This is a genomic window from Parendozoicomonas verongulae, assembly GCF_009711465.1.
In the GTDB taxonomy this organism is placed as follows: domain Bacteria; phylum Pseudomonadota; class Gammaproteobacteria; order Pseudomonadales; family Endozoicomonadaceae; genus Sansalvadorimonas; species Sansalvadorimonas verongulae.
In genome coordinates this window covers 319-21288 of sequence record NZ_SMME01000832.1, presented here as the reverse complement: position 1 = coordinate 21288, position 20970 = coordinate 319, and the positions used below count along the sequence as shown (strand labels likewise).

18 protein-coding genes are annotated in these 20970 nt (G+C 51.1%); 9 read left to right on the top strand and 9 right to left on the bottom strand.

Translation table 11 applies throughout. The features are described 5' to 3' along the window. From E1189_RS25480 to hutC, 3 genes are all read right to left on the bottom strand, one after another. Positions 1-987, bottom strand: a 987-nt coding sequence (locus tag E1189_RS25480) for an aromatic amino acid lyase (RefSeq protein ID WP_230460346.1), incomplete at its 3' end; no start/stop codon positions are given. Then, positions 987-2684 carry a urocanate hydratase gene (hutU, locus tag E1189_RS11780; protein ID WP_329602004.1) on the bottom strand — a complete coding sequence of 566 codons (1698 nt, stop codon included), beginning with the start codon at positions 2682-2684 and terminating at the stop codon, positions 987-989. The genes hutU and E1189_RS25480, both read right to left, overlap by 1 nt. Before the next feature lie 18 nt (positions 2685-2702). After that, entirely contained in the window at positions 2703-3416 is a 714-nt protein-coding gene (hutC, locus tag E1189_RS11775; RefSeq protein WP_155160528.1) for a histidine utilization transcriptional repressor HutC, read from the bottom strand. A gap of 220 nt (positions 3417-3636) precedes the next feature. Between hutC and hutI the strand changes: the two genes are divergently transcribed. Both hutI and E1189_RS11765 read left to right on the top strand, forming a co-directional pair. After that, entirely contained in the window at positions 3637-5775 is a 2139-nt protein-coding gene (gene hutI / locus E1189_RS11770) for an imidazolonepropionase (RefSeq protein WP_230460345.1), read from the top strand. Between the two features lie 342 nt (positions 5776-6117). Continuing rightward, positions 6118-6894, top strand: a complete 777-nt coding sequence (locus E1189_RS11765; RefSeq protein WP_155160526.1) for an SDR family oxidoreductase — start codon at positions 6118-6120, stop codon at positions 6892-6894. Between the two features lie 45 nt (positions 6895-6939). Here E1189_RS11765 and E1189_RS11760 read toward each other — a convergent pair whose 3' ends face one another. Further along, a complete protein-coding gene (locus E1189_RS11760) occupies positions 6940-9144 on the bottom strand; it encodes a hybrid sensor histidine kinase/response regulator (protein ID WP_155160525.1) in 2205 nt (734 codons plus the stop codon). Between the two features lie 101 nt (positions 9145-9245). On the opposite strand from E1189_RS11760, the gene tssH reads away from it, so the two are divergent. Beyond that, the gene (gene tssH / locus E1189_RS11755) at positions 9246-11630 is read left to right on the top strand and encodes a type VI secretion system ATPase TssH (RefSeq protein ID WP_155160524.1); all 2385 of its coding nucleotides are present in this window, start codon (positions 9246-9248) and stop codon (positions 11628-11630) included. Positions 11631-11750: 120 nt separating this feature from the next. Here the strand turns inward: tssH and E1189_RS26250 are convergent, their stop codons facing one another. Then, positions 11751-12092: a PA2817 family protein gene (locus tag E1189_RS26250; protein WP_408014720.1), complete on the bottom strand. Its 342-nt coding sequence runs from the start codon at positions 12090-12092 to the stop codon at positions 11751-11753. Between the two features lie 199 nt (positions 12093-12291). On the opposite strand from E1189_RS26250, the gene E1189_RS11745 reads away from it, so the two are divergent. Genes E1189_RS11745 through queF form a run of 3 tightly spaced genes read left to right on the top strand, consistent with a single transcriptional unit; the run spans position 12292 to position 14828 of the window. Further along, positions 12292-13203 (top strand): ABC transporter ATP-binding protein, encoded by a 912-nt coding sequence (locus E1189_RS11745; RefSeq protein ID WP_155160522.1) that lies wholly within the window; start codon positions 12292-12294, stop codon positions 13201-13203. A 17-nt stretch (positions 13204-13220) separates the two neighbouring features. Next, positions 13221-13997, top strand: a complete 777-nt coding sequence (locus E1189_RS11740) for an ABC transporter permease (protein WP_155160521.1) — start codon at positions 13221-13223, stop codon at positions 13995-13997. Positions 13998-14000: 3 nt separating this feature from the next. After that, positions 14001-14828, top strand: a complete 828-nt coding sequence (gene queF / locus E1189_RS11735) for an NADPH-dependent 7-cyano-7-deazaguanine reductase QueF (protein ID WP_155160520.1) — start codon at positions 14001-14003, stop codon at positions 14826-14828. 58 nt (positions 14829-14886) lie between these two features. On the opposite strand, the gene E1189_RS11730 is transcribed toward queF, so the two are convergent. Beyond that, positions 14887-16296, bottom strand: a complete 1410-nt coding sequence (locus tag E1189_RS11730; RefSeq protein ID WP_196221393.1) for an adenylate/guanylate cyclase domain-containing protein — start codon at positions 16294-16296, stop codon at positions 14887-14889. 163 nt (positions 16297-16459) lie between these two features. Between E1189_RS11730 and E1189_RS11725 the strand changes: the two genes are divergently transcribed. From E1189_RS11725 to E1189_RS11715, 3 genes are all read left to right on the top strand, one after another. Continuing rightward, complete coding sequence (locus E1189_RS11725) at positions 16460-17014, top strand: nitroreductase family protein (protein WP_155160518.1); 555 nt, start codon at positions 16460-16462, stop codon at positions 17012-17014. 187 nt (positions 17015-17201) lie between these two features. After that, a complete protein-coding gene (locus E1189_RS11720) occupies positions 17202-17717 on the top strand; it encodes a SycD/LcrH family type III secretion system chaperone (RefSeq protein ID WP_155160517.1) in 516 nt (171 codons plus the stop codon). 2 nt (positions 17718-17719) lie between these two features. Continuing rightward, entirely contained in the window at positions 17720-18796 is a 1077-nt protein-coding gene (locus E1189_RS11715; RefSeq protein WP_155160516.1) for a hypothetical protein, read from the top strand. Between the two features lie 49 nt (positions 18797-18845). Here the strand turns inward: E1189_RS11715 and E1189_RS11710 are convergent, their stop codons facing one another. From E1189_RS11710 to rnd, 3 genes are read right to left on the bottom strand one after another with little or no spacing between them, the layout of a single operon-like run. Beyond that, positions 18846-19304 carry a YcgN family cysteine cluster protein gene (locus E1189_RS11710; RefSeq protein ID WP_155160515.1) on the bottom strand — a complete coding sequence of 153 codons (459 nt, stop codon included), beginning with the start codon at positions 19302-19304 and terminating at the stop codon, positions 18846-18848. Positions 19305-19319: 15 nt separating this feature from the next. After that, the gene (locus tag E1189_RS11705) at positions 19320-19619 is read right to left on the bottom strand and encodes a YcgL domain-containing protein (RefSeq protein ID WP_196221392.1); all 300 of its coding nucleotides are present in this window, start codon (positions 19617-19619) and stop codon (positions 19320-19322) included. Positions 19620-19644: 25 nt separating this feature from the next. Further along, positions 19645-20799: a ribonuclease D gene (gene rnd, locus E1189_RS11700; protein ID WP_155160513.1), complete on the bottom strand. Its 1155-nt coding sequence runs from the start codon at positions 20797-20799 to the stop codon at positions 19645-19647. Positions 20800-20970: the final 171 nt, after the last annotated feature.

Sequence of the window (20970 nt, the reverse complement as noted above, 5' to 3'; positions counted from 1 at the left end):
GTGGAAGTTACCGCCGGAGATGATGGTGTCATCTTCCGCAAAAACCAGCGGGTTATCGGAAATCGCGTTGGCTTCAATCTGCAGGATACGGGCAGCGTGACGCAGCTGTTCCAGGCAGGCACCCATCACCTGGGGCTGACAGCGCAGGGAGTAAGGGTCCTGCACCTTGTCGCAGTGAATGTGGGCCGCTTCGATTTCACTGTGATCCAGCAGTTGTCGATAGGCTGCGGCTGCTTCAATCTGGCCGGGCAGGCCACGGGCTTCGTGGATGCGGGCATCGAAGGGCGTGCGGCTGCCCATGGCGGCTTCTACAGAAAGACTGCCAGAGGTGATGGCGGCAGCAAACAGGTCTTCCGAGCCAAACAATCCCTGCAGGGCAAAAGCAGTAGAAGCCTGTGTGCCGTTTAACAGTGCCAGACCTTCCTTTGGCCCCAGTGTCATAGGCTCAAGGCCTGCGAACGCCAGTGCTTCCAGAGCGGATACGGGCTTACCTTCAACAAACGCCTGACCTTCACCCAGCAACACACAGCTCATATGAGCCAGAGGGGAAAGGTCACCGCTGGCACCTACGGAACCTTTCTCCGGTACGCAGGGGTAGATATCGGAGTTCACCAGTTTAATCAGTGCATTAATCAGCTCCAGTCGTACACCAGAGCGACCACGGGCGAGGCTGTTGATTTTCAGCACCATCATCAGACGCACGGTACTTTCGTCCATAAACTGTCCCACACCGGTAGAGTGGGAGAGCACCAGAGACTTCTGCAGCAGTTCAAGGTCTTCGTCAGCAATATGAGTGCTGGCCAGCAGGCCAAAGCCGGTGTTGATGCCATACACTACACGGTTTTCACTGATTACCCTGTTGACACAGTCTACACCTGCTTGAATATCTGCATGGCAGCTGTCATCCAGTACAACTTTGACAGGGTGACGGCTGACCGTTCGCAGATCGGCGAGGGAGAGTTCGCCCGGTTTTACAACAATTTCCATTAGCCTTCGCTCCTGCTGCTGTTTTTGTTAAGCATTGGAAGATCCAATCCATTTTCTGCGGCGCAGCTTGTGGCAATGTCATAGCCAGCGTCTGCGTGGCGCATTACCCCTGTGCCCGGGTCGTTTCTCAGTACGCGACCCAGTTTTTCATGAGCCTGGTCGGTGCCGTCCGCCACAATCACCACACCAGAGTGCTGGCTGAAGCCAATACCTACGCCGCCACCGTGGTGCAGGCTTACCCATGTTGCACCGGAGGCTGTGTTCAGCAGGGCGTTCAGCAGGGGCCAGTCGGATACCGCGTCACTGCCGTCCATCATGCCTTCGGTTTCCCGGTTAGGGCTGGCGACGGAACCGGAATCCAGATGGTCACGACCAATGACGACAGGTGCCTTCAGTTCACCCCTGGCATACATTTCGTTGAAGGCCTGACCGAGGCGGGCACGGTCTTTCAGTCCTACCCAGCAGATACGGGCAGGCAGACCCTGGAAGTCGATACGTTCCCGGGCCATATCCAGCCAATTGTGCAGGTGTGGATCGTCAGGGATCAGTTCCTTCACCTTCTGGTCGGTCTTGTAAATATCTTCCGGATCGCCGGAGAGTGCAGCCCAGCGGAAGGGGCCGATGCCCTGACAGAACAATGGACGGATGTAAGCGGGTACAAAGCCGGGGAAGTCAAAAGCGTTTTTAACACCTTCTTCCTGCGCCATCTGTCGTATGTTGTTGCCGTAGTCTACGACGAAAGAGCCTTTGTCCTGCAAATCGAGCATGGCCTGAACCTGTACGGCCATGGATTGTTTTGCGGCTTTCACTACTGCAGCCTCGTCAGTGAGACGCTTGTCTGCAGCCTGTTCCATGGTCCAGCCTTGTGGCAGGTAGCCGTTCAGAGGGTCGTGGGCGGAGGTCTGGTCAGTCACTACATCGGGAATGATGTTGCGCTTCACCAGTTCAGGATAAACGTCAGCGGCATTCGCCAGCAGGCCTACGGATACCGGCTGGCCATTGGTTTTGGCGTCTTCCAGTATCGCCAGTGCTTCATCAATGCTGGTGGCTTTCTTATCGAGGTAACGGGTTTTCAGACGGAAGTCGATACGGGACTCATCCACTTCACAGGCAATCATGGAGAAGCCAGCCATAGTGCCCGCCAGAGGTTGCGCACCACCCATTCCACCCAGCCCACCGGTAAGAATCCACTTGCCAGATGCGTCGCCATTAAAGTGCTTTTTCGCCATGGCTACGAAGGTTTCGTAGGTACCCTGCACAATGCCTTGAGAGCCGATGTAGATCCAGGAGCCGGCAGTCATCTGGCCGTACATCATCAGGCCCTTCTTATCCAACTCATGGAAGTGATCCCAGTGGCCCCAATGAGGAACAATGTTGGAGTTGGCAATGAGTACGCGAGGTGCTTCGGTATGGGTGCGGAAGACCCCCACGGGCTTGCCGGACTGCACCAGCAGGGTTTCATCTTCTTTCAGACGCTTGAGGGTGGCGACGATCTGGTCGTAGCACTCCCAGTTCCGCGCGGCACGGCCAATACCACCATACACTACGAGGCTGTTGGGGTGTTCCGCCACCTCTGGATCAAGGTTGTTCATCAGCATCCGCAGGGGCGCCTCCACCTGCCAGCTGCAGGTGTTCAGCTCTGTGCCCCGTGGGGCTCGGATCAGGCGGTCTGGATCGTATCTATTGTCTTTATTCACAGCAAAATCCTCAGATGTTTACGTAAAACTCAGATGCCCGCCCAGGCGATATCTGTCGCCCGGGTGAATAAGCTTTGCCAGACTGACCACGCCCTTGTCACACCAGCTGCGTCGGATGATGCGCAGGCAGGGGGCATGGCTCTCCATAACCAGCGAGTCGGCAATATCCTGCGTGGGGAGTACCGCTTCCACCACATGGGTGGCGGCGGTGAGGGCGGCGACACGGCTCAGGTAGGCACTGGGTGTCTGTACCCTGAAGTCCTGTTTCAGGTAATCCGGCGCAAAGCGGGGATTCACATAACGTTCTTCCCGTTGAAGCGGACGACCATTGTCGTAATGAATAATAATGGAGTGAAACACGGGTGATGTTTCCGGAAGCTCCAGTGAGATAGCCACCGTTTCGGAGGCAGGAATCTCTTCCAGCGACAACACTTCGCTGCTGTGGTTATGGCCCCGTTCGTGAATCTCGTCGGCAATATTGCGTACTTCCAGTAAAGGCGACTGGGGTTGCAGTTCGGCAACAAAGGTTCCCAGCCCCTGACTGCGCACAAGCAGGCCTTCCTGTGTCAGTTCGTCTACGGCCTTTCGGGCGGTCATTCTGCTGACAGAAAACTGTTCACAGAGCTGATTTTCTGAAGGCACTCTGGACGACACCGGCCAGCTTCCCCCTTCAATATTGTCCCGAATGTATTGCTTGATCACTTTATAACGAGGTACAGCAGCTTTATTCATTATTATCCTCGACCCCACATATGGCTTACTGTCTTATTTTGTATGTATAATCCTGTATATACAAGAATAAATTCAAGTACTGTTTCGGATTGGTTTCGATTTTGTTTGCGTGGATCGAATACATACGCAGAGAGGACAATGTGGTGACCCGACAATGACACAAAATAGACAGACTGCACGGTACACAAGACTGCTTATAAAAAATGTACAGTGCGTGACGATGGATAATGACAGGTGTAGCTATGATGACCGCTACGGCTTGATCCGTGATGCTGCCGTTCTGATAGAAGATGGTTGCATACTCTGGCTGGGCAAAGAGACTGACCTCCCCGGCAATGTAAAGGCTGATCAGGAAATAGACGGCTATGGTCAGTGGCTGACACCAGGCCTGATCGATTGCCACACACATTTGATATACGCCGGAGATCGTTCAAAGGAGTTTGAACAGCGGTTGGAAGGTGTGAGCTATGAAGAGATTGCTCGAAACGGGGGCGGCATTCTCTCTACGGTGAACGCTACACGTGCAGCCACAGAAGATGAACTGGTTGAAGCAGCCCGCCCTCGCCTTGAGGCCTTGCTGGCGGAAGGTGTGACAACTGTTGAGGTGAAATCCGGCTATGGTCTGGATCTGCAAACCGAGCTGAAAATGCTGCGGGCAGCAGGTCGTCTGGCCGATGAATATCCTGTTACCTTCAAGCGCACCTTCCTTGGCGCTCACGCACTGCCACCGGAGTTTAAAGGCCGGGCGGATGAGTATATCGATGAAGTGTGCAATGTGATGCTTCCCGCCGTTGCAGAAGAAAAGCTGGCGGAAGCGGTGGATGTGTTCTGTGAAAATATTGCTTTCAGTACGGAGCAGGCTGAACGGGTTTTTCAAAAGGCCAGAGAACTGGGCTTTGCAGTCAAGCTTCACGCTGAGCAGTTATCAGACAGCGGTGGCACAGAACTGACTGTGAAATACCAGGGCCTTTCCGTCGATCACCTGGAATACCTGGGGGAGCAGGGTATTGAAGCATTAAAAGACAGTGACACCGTAGCCACACTGCTTCCCGGTGCTTTCTATTATCTGCGGGAAACCAAACTGCCACCGGTGGAGGCTCTGCGTGAAGCGGGCGTTCCCATGGCGATTTCCACAGACCTGAACCCCGGCACTTCACCTCTGGCTTCTGTGCGCTTAATGATGAATATGGCCTGCACTCTGTTCCGGCTTACACCTTCGGAAGCCCTGGCTGGTTGTACCCGCAATGCCGCACAGGCTTTGGGGCTGAAAAATTCAACCGGTGTTATAAAGGAAGGCTTTGCCGCTGATTTAGTGCTATGGCCTGTGGCGCATCCGGCAGCATTGGCTGCGAGCCTGAATGGTGTGCAGCCGTCGTTCATTCTTCGTCAGGGAAATCTCGTGAATATCAGTGATGATCTGTCTGTAAAAAAAAACTTCATCTGGAACGGACGCATTGATGAGGAGCTGAACCCGGATGCTGCACTGCGTTGGCATCAGAAGGTGCAACCTTGCAGTGACCCATGTGAGGCGGGTACAGCCCTGATTGGTTTTGCCAGTGATGAAGGCGTGCGCCGGAATAAAGGGCGGGTTGGGGCGGCGCAGTCTCCCGATGTGATTCGCAGTGGTTTGGCAAACCTGCCCTGGAACTCTGAAGCTCCGGTTTGGGATGCAGGCAATGTGTTCTGTGCAAATAGTGATCTGGAACAGGCGCAGAGTACTTATGGTCAGCGGGTTTCTGAACTGCTTGCTGCTGGTCACAGGCCTGTTGGCCTGGGAGGGGGCCATGAAATTGCCTGGGGCAGTTATCAGGGCATTATGACATTTCTCGAAACCCTCCCTGATAAAAAGAGCGTAGGTATTATCAATCTGGATGCTCACTTCGACCTGCGCCTTCCTGAAACTGCAGGTGCCAGCTCCGGCACACCGTTCTGGCAGTGTGCCGAGTATGCCAAAGAGCATCATCATCCTTTCCATTACCTTTGCCTGGGTGTGAGTGAAGCGAGCAATACCCGTGCGCTGTTTGACCGGGCTGATGAGCTGGGTGCTGTTTATAAAACCGATCGTGAGATGACGCTGACCAATCTGGAAAATCTCTCCAATGTCGTGCAGTGGTTTCTGGAAAAGGTGAATTACATCTATCTCACCATTGATATGGATGCTTTCCCGGCAGGTCAGGCGCCCGGTGTCAGTGCACCGGCAGTACGCGGTATTCCCCTTGAAGTGGCCGAGCCACTGCTCCTGCAGATAAAAGACAGCGGCAAAATGCTGATGATGGATGTGGCAGAGGTAAACCCACAATTTGACAGAGATAGCCTGACATCCAGACTGGCAGCAAGGCTGATTCATTTGATGGTGTAAATCTATGTATAACGACGCACAAAGTAGTGGTAAATACTTATATTTAATTGATTTGAGTCAATACCTTTCAAACTGAGAACGGTAAAGTGTGAACCATACGGCGGGGGGGAGAACGGACAATAAATATCAGCCACAGGCACCCGTTCATAGCCGGCGTACCTTTCTGATATCCGCATCAGGGAATAAAATAAACAACCGGGACGAGTCACAAGATCCAACCTGTATGCCAGTGTTTTGAGGGGGGCGCTGGCTTTTTTCTCGTTCTTTTTTGCTCCATTTCTTTTCCATTTGTAATTTTCCACTAAGGTTTCTGGCTATCTGTTACTAGTTTTGGGGTTCTTAATGCCAGAGTTTTCCGACCAGTCTTATCCTGTTGTTCTAGTGACCGGGGGAGCAAGAGGAATAGGAAAAGGCATTGCCACCTACCTGTTGGCACAGGGCTACCGTGTTGTGATTCTGGATTGTCTCCGCAAGGATGGTGAAGAGCTGGTGTGCCAGCTGGCCTGTGAAGGGGATATACGCTTTATTCGTGCCGATGTCAGTGACGAAGAACAGGTGAACAAATCTCTTACCCGCGTGCAGAACTGGTTTGGTTGTCTGCATGGTCTGGTGAATAACGCTGCCATTGCAGAGCCTTACACGGGGCCTTTTGAGTTTCTGGCTCTGGAAGACTGGCAGCAGTATCTGGATATTAATCTCACCGGCCCGTTTCTTGTTACCCGTGCAGCGTTGCCTATGTTGCGTTTAAGTAATGGGGCAATTGTGAACATTGCATCAACCCGCTGGCTGCAGTCCGAGCCCCAGAGTGAGGCGTATGCTGCAACAAAAGGCGGTGTTGTGTCTTTAACTCACGCGCTGGCTATCAGTTTATCCGGACAGGTGCGGGTGAACTGCATCAGCCCCGGCTGGATTGATGTTGGCTCGGGTAGTTTCAGTGAGCATGAAAAACCGATGCACCTGACCGAAACCTGCCATAACCAACATCCTGCTGGCCGTGTCGGTAAGGCAGATGATATAGCCGTGATGGTGGAGTTTCTACTGTCTCCAAAAGCTGGATTTATAACGGGGCAGAATCTTGTGATTGACGGAGGGATGACCAGAAAGATGATTTACGAATAGGCTTGGCCTGTTGTAACGACAGAGTAGTTACTCCGATTACAGCTGTTAGTTTTCATAGAGAACCTTTCGAAACCTTTCCATATCCAGCTCATCAAGACACTGACTCAGATCGTGTGCTGCAGCCTGGAGCCCCGAGGTATTTTTGAGTTGCTGAATATGTTCCTTCAACCCTTCGATATCTCCCATATCCAGCATTTCCAGAATGGTTGTACGTTCTTGTTCAGGGAAGGGGGTACGATACTCTTCCCTGGCTTTCGTAGTTTTTTTGTCTTCTTTAGTTACGGCCTCAGAGTTCAGATCAAGAATCTCATAAATCGTGGTGAACAGTTTATTCAGGTTGCAGGGCTTGGGCAGAAATGCTCTGAAGCCGGAAATCAACACTTTGCGTATCTGCTCTGGAAAAACGCTGGCAGATATAGCGACACAGGGAATCTGTTTTAGCAAATCATCATTTTTTATAATATCTATCATGGCCATGCCGTCCATGACCGGCATACGCAGATCAGACAGAACCATATCACAGGGCCGCTTTCGTAATTGATCTAACGCCTCCTGACCATTGGCAGCCAGTACTACATTGAAGCCGCCAAGAGTGAGCCACTGCTTCATAACATCCCGGTTGGATTCCCTGTCGTCAACAACCAGCAGTTCAGGGGGCGGATCGAGGGTCAGCTTCCGGAGCTGGAATTCGGTTTTATCATCGGCTTCCTGAATGGCTTCTGCTTCTTCGCAGGGTAGTCGGATGGTAAAACAGCTGCCCACACCTTCAGTACTTTGCAGTTTCACCGTACCTTCCAGAGCTTCAACAATTCGATGAGTGATGGCCAAACCAAGACCGGTGCCTTCCACGGCATGGTGTACATCCATACGTTCAAAAGGGTGGAAAATTTTGTCGATACGGGATTGGGGTATTCCGCAACCGGTGTCGTGTATATCAAAGCGCAGCATCTCACCTTCCATAGAACATTTCAGGGAAACTTCACCGTCGCTGGTAAATTTGACCGCATTGTTCAGCAGGTTGATCAGCACCTGTCTCATGCGGGTAGCATCTCCTTTGATATAACCGGGCAAATCATCTGAAGTGTTAAGACGGAACAGTAACCCTTTACTGTCGGCCAGTGGGGTAATCACAGAGCTGACTTCATCCAGCAGGCGGTAAAGCGCCATGGGGTTGATAACCAGTTCAAGCCGGCCACTCTCAATTTTGGCCATATCCAGCACTTCGTTAATGACCGCCAGCAGGTGATTGCTGCACTGGCGTAAAGACGACAGATTACGTGCAGCCTGGCCAGTTAAATCAAGCTCATGGACCAGTAGCTGCCCGTAGCCCAGAATGCCATTGAGGGGGGTACGCATCTCATGGCTGACATTGGCGAGAAAGGTACTTTTGGCAATACTGGCCTCCTCGGCTCGCATCATCTCATCCTTGAGGTTTTTCTCCAGCTGCTTCTCGCGGGTGATATCGGTACATACGCCGACGCGCAGAATACTTCCATCGGCAAGGGTCGCAAAGTGCCGGCCCTGACCGTGGAGCCATACAGAGCCGTGACTTGTTCGCCAGACGTGATCCCAGTCAGTATGAGAGCGCATACTTTTATTGATAGAGTCAGTCAACTCTGGGAGGTCATCGGGATGAAAGCTGTTCCACATCAGGTCAGCGTCCTGCTTTAATGCCTGAGGGCTGACGCCCAGCAGGTCGGTGGCGGCTTCGGAGATATAAATAAACGTAATACGTCCGTCAGGGTAATGGCGTGTCTGGAGGACAAGGCCGGGTATGATGCTGAGCATCTTGTATAAGGACTGTTCTGCCTGAACGGACTCATCGTCCACCGACACCATCTGATTATGGCGGTCGGATACATCTTCCAGAATACAGTTCCATACCTTGCTGCCATCGCTGCAGGTTTTCGGGGTACTGCCTTTCTCCCTGACCCAGCGTACTTCTCCATCAGGCAGAACCGCTCGCCACTCGCTGTCCCATGGGTGACCTTCCTGAATATTGGTAAGCATGCGCTTATAGGTTCGGTCTTTATCGTCCGGGTGTATGGCCTGCCAGATAAGCTCCGGGCACTCGTACAAATCATCTGCGCTGTAGCCTAAAACGTTCTGTATGCCTTCACTTACGTATTCAAGTTTGCAGGTGTCGTCCGGGAAGTAGCGGAAACGGTACACGCCACAGGGCAGGTTATTGATAACCGTTTTGACTAAACGATCTTTGTCGTTTTGTTGTGAGGCACCTGACTCAACCATAACTGCTCTCTTACCTGAACGGCACACAACCACGTTCGGCCACAAGCATAGGCACAGATCGTACAGGCGGCTTGCAAAACCGCGACAGTGAATAATATTTAGTGGCCATTGTCACTATGTCCGGTGTTCCTATGTTTATGGTCAACCTCACCAAACTGATAGCCAGGCTGGATACGGAATCACGCAAAGCCCTTGAAGTGGCGGCTGTGGATGTGCTCCTGGCTGAGTTAGGCAGGGAAACAAAAAAGTTTGGGAGAGACAGACTGACAGCAGAGTTTGACAAGCTCTCCCTTGAAGAGCTGAAAGTGAAGGCGGCTGAATTGAAAGAGGCATGCGGGAATACAGGAGAGTTGGCTCGAGAAAGCCGTGCTGTTGTTCAGTATGGCAGTGCTTTAGATCGCTTCACTATTAATCTGACTGAGCAGGCAAGAGAGGGAAAGCTTGATCCGGTTATTGGTCGCCATAGAGAAATTCGCAAAACTGTTGAGATTCTCTGTCGCCGCCGTCAAAACAACCCACTGCTCTTAGGGGATACTGGTACCGGAAAAACAGCTATTGTCGAAGGTCTCGCCCAGGCCATTGTTGCGGGTGAAGTACCCGATAACCTGAAGGGCGTGCAGCTGCATACTCTGGATTTGTCACTGTTACAGGCTGGAGCCAGCATCAAGGGAGAGTTTGAAAACCGATTAAAAGATGTGCTGCGAGAGGTGCAGCAATCGGTTGATCCGGTCGTTGTGTTTATTGATGAGGCTCACATGTTCATTGGATCAGGAGGTGCCAGCGAGTCGCAGGATACTGCCAGTTTTCTTAAATCCGCCCTTGCCCGAGGAGAGATTAACACCGTCGCAGCAACCACCTGGACGGAATATCATCAGTATTTGGAAAAAGATCAGGTTCTGGCTCGGCGCTTTCAGATTGTTCGTGTTAGGGAGCCTTCAACAGACGACTGTGTTCAGATTCTCAGGGGGCTGTCTCCTTCACTGGAAAAGCACCATGGGGTAAGAATAATGGAAGAGGCCATGGAGGCCGCCGTCAATCTTACGATTCGTTATCTCCCCTCACGACGCTTGCCAGATAAAGCGATCAGTGTTCTGGATGCGGCCTGTTCCCGCGTGTCTTTAGAGCGATATGTTCGCCCCGAACATATTGAAACTCTGGAGCGGGAAAACCACCGGTTGAAACAAGAATATGTGTCTAAAGAACGTGAGTCTCAGCTGGTGGAAGCTGCTGGAGAAAAACTGCCAGAGTTGAAGCGGCGACTGGAAGAAATGACCCATCAACTTGAGCAGCTTCATAACCAGTGGGAGTGTGAAAGAGAGCTGGTTACCGAGGTCACAGAAGTCCGGCGGGCCATTGATTACCAATATGCCGAAGGTGTAGATAAGGTCGAGCCATTTTTACGGGAGCAATACCGGCAGTGTCGTGAAAAGCTGATGGAGTGTCAGGGGGAACGAGGGTTGATACCGGTGACGGTGGAAAAAACAGTGATTGCTGATGTACTGGCATCCTGGACGGGTATCCCGCTTAGCAATATTATTTCTGATGAAATGAATCGATTGTGTACGCTGGAAGAATGTTTGGCCAGACGGGTTATCGGACAAAATCACGCACTCTCAGCTGTTGTCGAAAGTCTTCAGATTGGCCGAGCGGGATTGATAGCCCCTGATAAACCCATTGCTGTGCTTTTCTTTTGTGGCCCCAGTGGTACAGGAAAAACAGAAACCGCTCTGGCGCTGGCGGATATTCTGTTTACTGGTGAGCAGAATATTGTGACTATCAATATGTCGGAGTTTAAGGAAGAGCATAAAATTTCCATGCTGTTAGGTGCTCCGGCTGGATATGTGGGGTATGGGGAAGGTGGTGTTTTAACAGAAGCTGTGCGTCGAAACCCCTACTGTATTTTAATGGTGGATGAGTTTGAGAAAGCCCACCCCGGTGTGCACGATATTTTCTACCGTATTTTCGATAAGGGGCGGGTGAGCGACAGTGAAGGCAGGGAGGTGGATTTTCGAAATACGTTGATTATTCTCACATCCAATGCGGCAGCCAGAGATATTTCTGAAGCCTGCTCTGTTGATAGTGAACAGCGGCTTGATATCCATGAATTGCTCACTCAGATTCGTCCGACACTGGAACAGTATTTTAAACCAGCCTTTCTGGGGCGAGTTAAAACGATTCCGTTTTATCCCCTGACACGGGAACAGTTAAAGTCTATTGGCAGTATGGCACTGGATAAACTGGCTCAGCGAGTGGAGTCCCATTATGGGGCCAGCTTTACGTGGGAGGATGAGGTCCTGGAGCGGCTTGTGGATTTTTGTGATGATCCTGATATCGGTGCCCGCGCCATTGAATATGCCATTAACCGAATAGTTCTGCCTGGGCTGGCAACAGCGTGTATTACCCGTTTGGGAGAGCGGGAGGATATTAACAGTATCGTTCTTAATTGGGATTCAGAACAGGGTGAGGCTATTCCAAGCATTTCTTAGACAGACGCACAATATCAGTAAGGCATGCACCTGGGAGCGGAAGAGTGCTCCCAAGTGCCTGCTGAAACTCTAATCCTGCAGGGCCCCAACCAAATCAATGGTCCGGGTACTTATGATGCGTTAGTGATTGAGAACCTGACGACGAACATCCGCCCAGGATGTACCTTCCTCAGCCACGCGATCCTCAATCACCTGAAAGCGATCAATTTCCTCATCCGTAAGGAAGTGCAGGCAGTCGCCACCAAAGAACCACAGCAGATCCCGAGGTACAACGGGAGTGAGCTGGGGGTGATTGCCAATAAAACTGAACAACCAGTTCTGGCCCAGGTGCCATCCGTCAGCCTGATTGGAATCCAGCTCGGCGCACGCCTGATGAAGGTTATCCATCAATTCTTTCTGCTGCTCTTCTTTAACAACTTCTGCCAGAGCTTTAGGGAGGTTTTCAGTGAACTCGGCAAGCATCTGCCGGTGGAAGGAGAAGGAATCGTTTGTTTTGATGGTCATAATGTTTACTCGGAAAATCGCCACACGGTAGTCAAGCAGGTGGTCCTGGTCAAGCTGATGCTGCTTTCTGTTTAAAAAAGCAGTCTGCTTTTAAAACAAAGTATTATAAAATCCCGCCTTTGCGACATATTCAGTCATAACAGAATAACGGAGCGACATGGCAGACGCCCTTACTATCCGTAATTTGCGGAAAACATACGACAATGGTCATGAGGCCCTGAAAGGTATTGATCTCACCGTAGCGCCGGGGGATTTCTTCGCACTGCTAGGGCCGAATGGTGCAGGTAAGTCAACCACCATCGGCATCATCTCCTCACTGGTGAACAAAACCTCGGGTCATGTCGATATCTTTGGACATAATATTGATAACGCTTTGGTCAAGGCTAAGTGTCAGTTAGGTGTTGTGCCACAGGAATTTAACTTCAACCAGTTTGAGAAGGTTGAGGATGTGGTGATCACCCAAGCGGGCTATTACGGTATTCCTGGGAAGGAAGCCCGCAAGCGTTCTGAGAAATACCTTAAGCAGCTTGGGCTTTGGGAGAAGAGGAGCACACAATCTCGCATGTTGTCTGGTGGGATGAAACGACGATTGATGATTGCCCGGGCGTTGATACACGAACCCCGCCTTTTGATTCTGGATGAACCCACTGCCGGGGTTGATATCGAATTGCGCCGTAGTCTCTGGGACTTTGTTCAGCAGATTAATGAGGCCGGTACCACGGTGATTCTGACCACTCATTATCTCGAGGAAGCGGAGCAGATGTGCCGCAATATCGCCATCATTAACGAGGGGGATATTGTTGAGAACACGTCTATGAAGGAGCTCCTTCTGAAGCTCGACCGAGAAAGTTTCTTTCTGGATGTGAAACAGTCTGTGCCTGATCAGGCGGCATTTACCGGGTATGCAGTGCGGCGAGTTGATGCTCATACCCTTGAGGTGGAAGTGAATAAAACCCAGGGCTTGAATGGATTGTTTCGTCAGCTAAGTGATTGCGATATGGATGTTGTCAGCATGCGGAATAAATCCAATCGCCTTGAAGAATTATTTGTAGGCATGACTAAGCGCTAAAGTTGAGTAAATAATAAATGGGAATACAAAAAAACTGGATTGCCTTCTGTACAATTTATATCAGAGAAGTGCGACGATTTTTGCGGATATGGCCACAAACTCTGTTGCCGCCTGCCATTACCATGGGCCTGTACTTTGTGATTTTCGGTAATGTTATTGGTTCCCGTATCGGTACAATGGGTGGCTTTGATTATATGACCTTTGTGGTGCCTGGCTTAGTCATGATGTCTGTGGTAACTAACAGCTGGGCGAACGTATCCAGCAGTTTTTACAGTAATAAATTTCAGAAGTCTGTCGAAGAATTATTGGTTTCGCCGGTGCCGAACTGGATTATTCTGACGGGTTATATTGCTGGTGGTGTCACCCGCGGTTTGATGACAGCGATAATTGTGATCATTTTGTCCCTGTTTTTTGTAGACCTGCAGGTGTTTCATTTAGGCATTACGCTGCTGGCTATTATACTCACAGCGCTGATGTTTGCTCTGGGCGGGTTTATCAATGCTCTGTTCGCTAAGAGTTTTGATGATGTTTCTATTATTCCAACATTTGTTCTCACGCCACTAACCTACCTGGGCGGGGTCTTCTATTCTGTGTCTGTTCTGCCAGACTTCTGGCGTGCGCTGTCACAGGTGAATCCCATTCTTTATCAAGTGAATGCTTTCCGTTATGGGATGCTGGGCTACAGTGGTGTTGTCGATTTGAGTGTGGCATTTTCCATTATGGTGATGACCGTAGTGGTGCTGTTTACCGTGTCCCTGCATCTGCTAAATAAGGGCAAAGGCCTGAGAAGTTAATCCATGAGTAATACAGTTAACGATTCCCCCCTTGGCCAGCACAGCGAATACATCAGTGAGTATGATGCTGGGTTGCTGTTCCCCATTCCTCGGGCACCAAAGTGGGAAGCCCTTGAACTGGATAGCAGCAACCTCCCGTTCACAGGTACGGATACCTGGAATGGCCCCGAGCTGTCCTGGTTGAATGACAAGGGTAAGCCGGTAGTGATGGCAGGTGTGTTTGTGCTGCCTTCCGATTCCCCTCATATTATTGAGTCCAAGTCTTTCAAGCTGTATCTGAACTCTTTTAACCAGTCCAGATTCTCCTCCCCGGAAACCGTTCGGAAAACTATGGAGCAAGACCTGTCTGCAGCAGCAGGAAAGGCTGTTGAAGTGATTCTCTACTCCTTGGTGGATATCCAGCAGCAAGGTATTGAAGCCGCAGCTGGTGAGTGTCTGGATGATCTGGATGTTACTATTGATACTTACACACTGGAAACCGGTTTTTTGAGTGTCGATCAGAGTCAGGTTGTCAGCGAAACCCTGCACACCCATCTGCTGAAATCCAACTGTCCTGTAACCGGTCAGCCTGACTGGGGCACGCTCGTGATTGATTACACTGGCCCCAAAATTGATCGTGAAGGATTGCTGAAATATCTCTGCTCTTTCCGCCAGCATCAAGATTTTCATGAGCAGTGTGTGGAACGTATTTTTATGGATGTGAAGCGTATCTGTGGCGCAGAAACTCTGACCGTTTACGCACGTTATGTACGTCGTGGTGGTTTGGATATCAATCCATGGCGCAGTGATTGCGGGGCGGTTGATAATAACCAGCGTCTGGCTCGCCAGTAACGTTTTCCCCCTTTAAGTACCCAGATTATGCGAAAGCAATGGTTTGGGTACTGACTTTCTATTCCATCTCGCTGCTGATTGCCCGCTCCCGCAGTTGTCTGGCTGCCTGGTTCAGAGCCCGAATTGCTTTATTGCGTTCAATCGGGTCGAGCCGCGTCGTGTCCATGTAGAGTGAGAATCCCTGCAGCTCTTCGTCAATCCAGGTTGGATTGCTTCCCAGATCCTTTCTGAAATCCACCACCTGATACACAGACATGGGATGCTGGATACCTTTTATCAGAGTAGGTTTGGAGCGTCGGCACATAATCTGGTTTTCTACCAGCGCGTAGGTCTCTTCTGAAATCAGAATCTCGTTAGATCCGGCCAGGCTTTCCAGACGGCTGGCAAGGTTAACAGTACGGCCAACCAGCGTATAATCCATACGGTCCCGTGTACCGAAATTGCCCACATTGCAGTAGCCGGTGCTGATGCCCATACGAATATTCAGATCCTGAACGATGCCCTGGCTGCGCCACTTCTTACGCATCACTTTCATATGTCTGCGCATCTCTATAGCCATAGCCAGGCAGGCACGGGCGTTGGCTCTGTCTCCCCGGGAGGTTGGATCGCCGAAGAAAACCATAATGCTGTCGCCTATGTACTTGTCGATGGTGCCACCGTTTCGTATAGCAATGCGGGACATCTCATCAAGGTAATCGTTCAGCATGGCGGAGAGGGCTTCTGGTTCCAGCTCATCACTGAGTTGGGTAAAGCCTTCAATATCAGAGAAGAAAACAGTCAGACGTCTGCGCCGCGTTTCGACCCGTTGCATTTTGTCTTTGCCGTGATAGATCAGTTGCCTTATCTGGGGCGACAAATAGTTAGCCATGGTCGTTGTGAGCCAGGTTTGCCTTTGCATCTGTTTGCGCTCGGTGGCGATTTTTTCCTCATACCGGGTTTGTCGGGTGCGGTAGAACCAGCCGTGATAGAGGAAGAAGCCGAAGGTGAACAGAAAGGCGATCCCTTTTAAGTAAGGGTGAGAATCCCAGACCACTGGCATGGGGTGTGCCAACCAGGTTGTAAAAACGCTTATACCCATAAGCATTACCTGATACAGGCAAAACTTGTAGCCAAAATGAGATATACCCTGATACAGCAGCATCAGAGTATAGGCTGCAAGGATGGCAGGCCCCGGTTGTAGAAAATAAGCCATTACGCTAATTAAAACAGTATCACTCGCCAGTATGATTGCGTTTCGTTTAAGCGAAGGCTTGATGGTATTGAATGGCTGACTGCTCACTGCAAGATATAAAACTGCAACCGGCAAGCTCCACAGGCAGGCTTTGCAGGCACGGTCCAGCAGCAGAGCAGACGCCAATAGTACGATAGTCATCACCCATAAAATAATGCGGTCCCCCGCCGGACCAGGCTCTTCAAGAAGTCCTGAGGGTGAATGATTATCGGGTAGGGGGAATGTTTCATTCGCCATATGTGGCGATACTCCGAGGTTCTTTTTTTTATAAGCGCAAAGAGTAAAGGTTTGCCGCATTGATGTCGATGATTAGCGAAGCTTATGGCCACTTATGCATCGATAAGGCTATCATGCCTTGCGGTGAAACTTTATGTGATCTTGAGTGATTGAAGGGGGCTGTATGGACGCACTGGAATTATTATTATCGCGGGTTTCCATGCCTGCTTTAACTGAGCCGGGGCCAACTCCCGAGCAGTATCAAACCATGGTACAGGCGGCCTACCGTGCGCCGGATCATGCTCACCTGCAACCGTATCGTTTTTTGCGAGTACGTGGTGATCGCCGCTATGATCTGGGCAAAGTTATACTCGATGTGATGTTGGCTCGGGATTCTGATCTCGCTGAGACTCAGCAGCGCAGACTTTTACAAAACCCTTTGCGGGCACCAGAGATACTGTTACCGGTTCTGACTCCAAAAGAACATCCTAAAGTTCCGGAGATTGAGCAGGTTCTGTCCCTGGGGGGAGCCGTCAATAATATTCTTCATGCGGCCCATGCGATGGGAATTGGAGCTATGTGGCGTACCGGGCTGATTTGCTATGAGCCTGCTCTGGCGCAGGGGCTTGGGTTGTCTGGTGATGAGAGGCTCTATGGGTTTATTTATCTCGGAACGCCAGTGGGAAAAAACAAACCGGTAGCCAGAGTAAAGGCTGAAGATTTTTTGTCTGACTGGTAACGCCTACTCTTATGACTCTCTAAAGCCGTCAACAAGGCGGCTTCTTCCTTCCTTTTCTTCCCCTGTATCCCTTTTATATAGCTGTTGTGAATATTGCTTCCCCATGCGATTGCCAAATGGTGGAGAAGACTGATGGGCCAGCTTATATCCTTTGACTGTTAAGGACAGCCATTTCAGGGAGTCAGGCATGGCCAAAGTAGAGAGTGTGCTCAGGAATTTGCTCGGGGCACTGGGAGGTGATCATCACCTTTTGGGACAGTTGCAAGATGGTGTGACCATAGCCAAATTCAAAAACATTCCGGATGAAGTACTGGAGTCCATATACGCTCTGGGTTATAGCCATTTCCAGTCGGGTAACACTCAGGAGGCCCACGACCTCTTTCTCTATCTCAGTTTTCATGATCATACCAATCCTCGCTTTCTGGCCAGTTTCGGGGCCTGTTGTCTGAAGATGGGCAAGTACGAGCAGGCCGCTCAGGTTCTGGAACTGGCTGCAGATATGGCACCTTCCGACCCGGGCCCGGCTTTGAACCTTGCACACACCTTTGAGTCGATGGGAGATAAGGACAAAGCTCGAGATGCTTTGCTGGCGGCTTCTGCCCGTGCAGAGAAACAGCCCCAGTACCAGCCAATCAAGCAAATTGCTGACACCATGATGGAGCGCATGGCGCCTGCTTTATCACCACAGGCCAAGGGGGAGTAACCATGTCTACAGCAGGAATTAATGGCAGCCAGCAAACCCAGCACTCCCAATACGTTCAAGAACTCCGGGAAGCGCAGGCCAGGGAGCAGGTTGGGGCTGGTTCTTTAGGTACGGGGAATTCAGTGAGCTTTTATCAGGCAGGTGTACAGCCCACGGGTACAGACGGACGGGTGATTCCCATTGCCGCTCCAGCCGGTGGTTCGGCCAGCTTCCCGGTTAATATGAGTGATCTGGAGGCCATGCTGCAGGGGCTGCGTGCCGAATCGGAAGAAACGGTGCATCAGGTTAATGAGCAGGCGGCACTGGCGAACCGTGAGAAAAGTGAAAGTGTGCGGGAGTCTCGTATAAGGGAGTTAGAAAGTCAGCTGGACCCAGCCCTCAACGAAAAGAAAGACACGTGTGCCACAGCCAAAATTGTTATCGGGGCACTGCTGTTGCCTGCAGGCGCAGTTTTGATTGCGGATGGCATTAAGGATAAAAAAGCGGTGAAGGCAACAGGCGATGCCCATGGTCAGATAATGAAGTCACACTATGGCACCCATACTCCTCAGCTGGAAGAGTTCAACAAAGAGTATGTTCTGGATCAGGCTCTGCATAAGCTGACAGGTAAACCTGTTGATACCACCAGGCATCTGGCGCAATTGAACGAGTTGAAGGCACAGGGAGCGATTGGTAATGATCTGCATCAGGATTTAACACAGCTTGTTTCGGAGGGGGCAGATCCCGGAGCGATAGAAGATCGTATTCTGAATGATGCCATTCAGGCATACGTAGATGGCTCTTCTCCAGAGAATGAACAGATTGAATCCCTTGGAAAGAGTATCGCTCATCATAAGTCAGGTTCTGATGATAGAGATGCAGGTATTCGTTCGGTTGAGGGTGATTTGGCTCAGGCTAAACAATTGCAGGAAAATGATGAGGACTTCCAGCAGTTTTTAGCTCAGCTGGCACTGATGATGGAAGAGGAGCAGAAAGCTCTGAATGAAGTGATCGAAAATGTGCAGAGTGGCCAGACGGTGGCCCTGGATGGTGCACAGGGGAAATACCAGCAGCAGGGCCAGATGACCAACCATATCTGAGTGTCTTGACAGGCTGAAGGAATATGCCTTCAGCCTGTGGATTTGTATCTTATTCGACCCAGTTAATAACGTGCTCTTCCCAGTCTTGCTCTGGCACACTGATATCCTGAATGACGCGATCTTTTACAGAGATTCCTGCCAGATGAACGGTTTCTGTGGTGCCTGAGACCAGCGGGTGCCACTCCGGTAAATCCTTCCCTTCAGAAATAATGCGGTAGGCACAGGTGCTGGGCAGCCAGTGAAACTCGGGCACATGCTCAGGTTTAAGCCAGATGCAGTTGGGCACTTTGGTGTTACGTTCTTCGTAGATGGTGCAGCGGCACTTATCTTCCTGCAGGTAGTGACACACAAGCTCGGTGTAGTACACGTCGCCGGTGTCTTCGTCCTCCAGTTTCTGCAGACAGCAGCGGGCACAGCCATCGCAGAGGGATTCCCACTCATCGCGGGTCATCTCTTCCAGAGTTTTTGTTTGCCAGAAGGGCTTCTGGCTATCAATCGTATCGGTCATTCAGTACTTCAAAGACTATTGCGGATCGTTAAAACAAAGCAGTTCGTCGGGCAGGGTGATGGCGTAATCATCTTTGTCCTCCGCCTGCGACATCTGCAGATAATAGCCCTGACTGGAGATCTTGCTGATAACCTCGTCGGTATCGGCGTTGGCCAGCTTCTTTTCCGGCGTCAGGATAAAATCGACAACATGAGCGGGTTCTCCCATCAAGGTGTTCAGTTCATCAGGGATACTCTTCAACCCCTTCAGTTTGTCGATGTAGAGATACAGGCCTTCACGGCGCTTGGTCTTGTAGACAGAAACAACCACTTTCACCGTTGTAATCCCCCGTCTTCTTATGTTATGGGTTTTTATTGAAATCAATGGCGTTGAGGTGCTTGACCATGGGTTTGAGCACCTCCTCTGTTCGCCAGCCATTATCAGAGGAACTATGGGATGCCATGGTAAACTCACCGCTGTTCAACCAACCCCTCAACAGGCTGCCTGTCCAGGGCTTGGCTGGAATCAATTCTGGCAACAGCCCCAGCTCTTCTGCCCGGTTGCGGCAGAATTTTTTGATGGCGTTCACACAAGGCTGTACACGTTTGGGCAGCGGGCCTGCGGGGCGTTCTGGCCATTCAGACTCCGGCACCTGCCGGCCTTTGGCAATCTGTTGAAGGATTTCGGCTCCAGACTGACGGATCGTCTGTGGTTTCATAGCCTTAATCCGACGCAGATCATTGATGGACTTGGGTTGAAAGCGAGCCAGATCCCAAAGTGCACCCGCCGGTGCCAGCCGGTTACGGGAGAGGTTACGCTCCCGCGCCTGAGTTTCCCGCCATTCACACAGTACTTGTAAAACCGCCAGCTGCTGAGGGTAGAGCTGCCAGGCCAGTTTGACATCTCTCCAGGCCGTTTGAGGATTGGTATCTGTACCAGCTGCGGTCACCTGACGTTCGCAATCTTCCCGATGCCACCCGGAGAAGCCCTTGTCTTCCAAAGCCTTCACCAACATGGGGTACACCTTGCCGAGATAAAACACATCCAATGCTGCGTAATCAATCTGGGACTGGGTGAGAGGGCGGGCCAGCCAGTCAGAGCGGGTTTCGCCCTTGGAAACGTCGATATTCAACAGTTCGGCAATCAAACGTTGATAGCCGATGGAGAAATCAATGCCAGCGTAGGCGGCGGCAATCTGAGTATCAAACACATTCACTGGCAGGTGGCCGGTGAGATGACGAAACAGTTCCAGATCCTCCCCCATAGCGTGCATGACTTTTGTGACGGCTGGATTAGTGAGAAGTTCGGTAAAGGCCGTCCAGTCGGTGATCGTCAGCGGATCAATCAGCCAGACATCGTCATCCTTGCCCACCTGCATTAATCCGGCAATAGGCCAGAAGGTTTTGGTGCGCATAAACTCTGTATCCACCGTGAGCCAGGAATGTTTCTGCCATTGCGCGACTGCTTGATTGAGCTGGTGATTATCGGTCAGCCAGTGGATACGAGGGTTTGACATGCAAGGAGCTACCAGAGTAAGGAAAAGCTGAATTATACGGTTAATAGCCCTTGAGTGTCTCTATCACCGCGGCAACCTTTTCATGGCTGTCAGGGTAGGGGTGTGAAAGAGACAGACCGGGTTACTCATCTTTCCTATGGTGCAGGGTGCGCTTGTGTTGGGTGAGATGAG

What these genes read in the sequence shown, in the direction of transcription:
- hutC (WP_155160528.1), bottom strand. Translation starts at nt 3,416, where the DNA reads ATGAATAAAGCTGCTGTACCTCGTTATAAAGTGATCAAGCAATACATT.
- hutI (WP_230460345.1), top strand. Translation starts at nt 3,637, where the DNA reads ATGGATAATGACAGGTGTAGCTATGATGACCGCTACGGCTTGATCCGT.
- E1189_RS11765 (WP_155160526.1), top strand. Translation starts at nt 6,118, where the DNA reads ATGCCAGAGTTTTCCGACCAGTCTTATCCTGTTGTTCTAGTGACCGGG.
- E1189_RS11760 (WP_155160525.1), bottom strand. Translation starts at nt 9,144, where the DNA reads ATGGTTGAGTCAGGTGCCTCACAACAAAACGACAAAGATCGTTTAGTC.
- E1189_RS26250 (WP_408014720.1), bottom strand. Translation starts at nt 12,092, where the DNA reads ATGCTTGCCGAGTTCACTGAAAACCTCCCTAAAGCTCTGGCAGAAGTT.
- E1189_RS11745 (WP_155160522.1), top strand. Translation starts at nt 12,292, where the DNA reads ATGGCAGACGCCCTTACTATCCGTAATTTGCGGAAAACATACGACAAT.
- E1189_RS11740 (WP_155160521.1), top strand. Translation starts at nt 13,221, where the DNA reads ATGGGAATACAAAAAAACTGGATTGCCTTCTGTACAATTTATATCAGA.
- queF (WP_155160520.1), top strand. Translation starts at nt 14,001, where the DNA reads ATGAGTAATACAGTTAACGATTCCCCCCTTGGCCAGCACAGCGAATAC.
- E1189_RS11730 (WP_196221393.1), bottom strand. Translation starts at nt 16,296, where the DNA reads ATGGCGAATGAAACATTCCCCCTACCCGATAATCATTCACCCTCAGGA.
- E1189_RS11725 (WP_155160518.1), top strand. Translation starts at nt 16,460, where the DNA reads ATGGACGCACTGGAATTATTATTATCGCGGGTTTCCATGCCTGCTTTA.
- E1189_RS11720 (WP_155160517.1), top strand. Translation starts at nt 17,202, where the DNA reads ATGGCCAAAGTAGAGAGTGTGCTCAGGAATTTGCTCGGGGCACTGGGA.
- E1189_RS11715 (WP_155160516.1), top strand. Translation starts at nt 17,720, where the DNA reads ATGTCTACAGCAGGAATTAATGGCAGCCAGCAAACCCAGCACTCCCAA.
- E1189_RS11710 (WP_155160515.1), bottom strand. Translation starts at nt 19,304, where the DNA reads ATGACCGATACGATTGATAGCCAGAAGCCCTTCTGGCAAACAAAAACT.
- rnd (WP_155160513.1), bottom strand. Translation starts at nt 20,799, where the DNA reads ATGTCAAACCCTCGTATCCACTGGCTGACCGATAATCACCAGCTCAAT.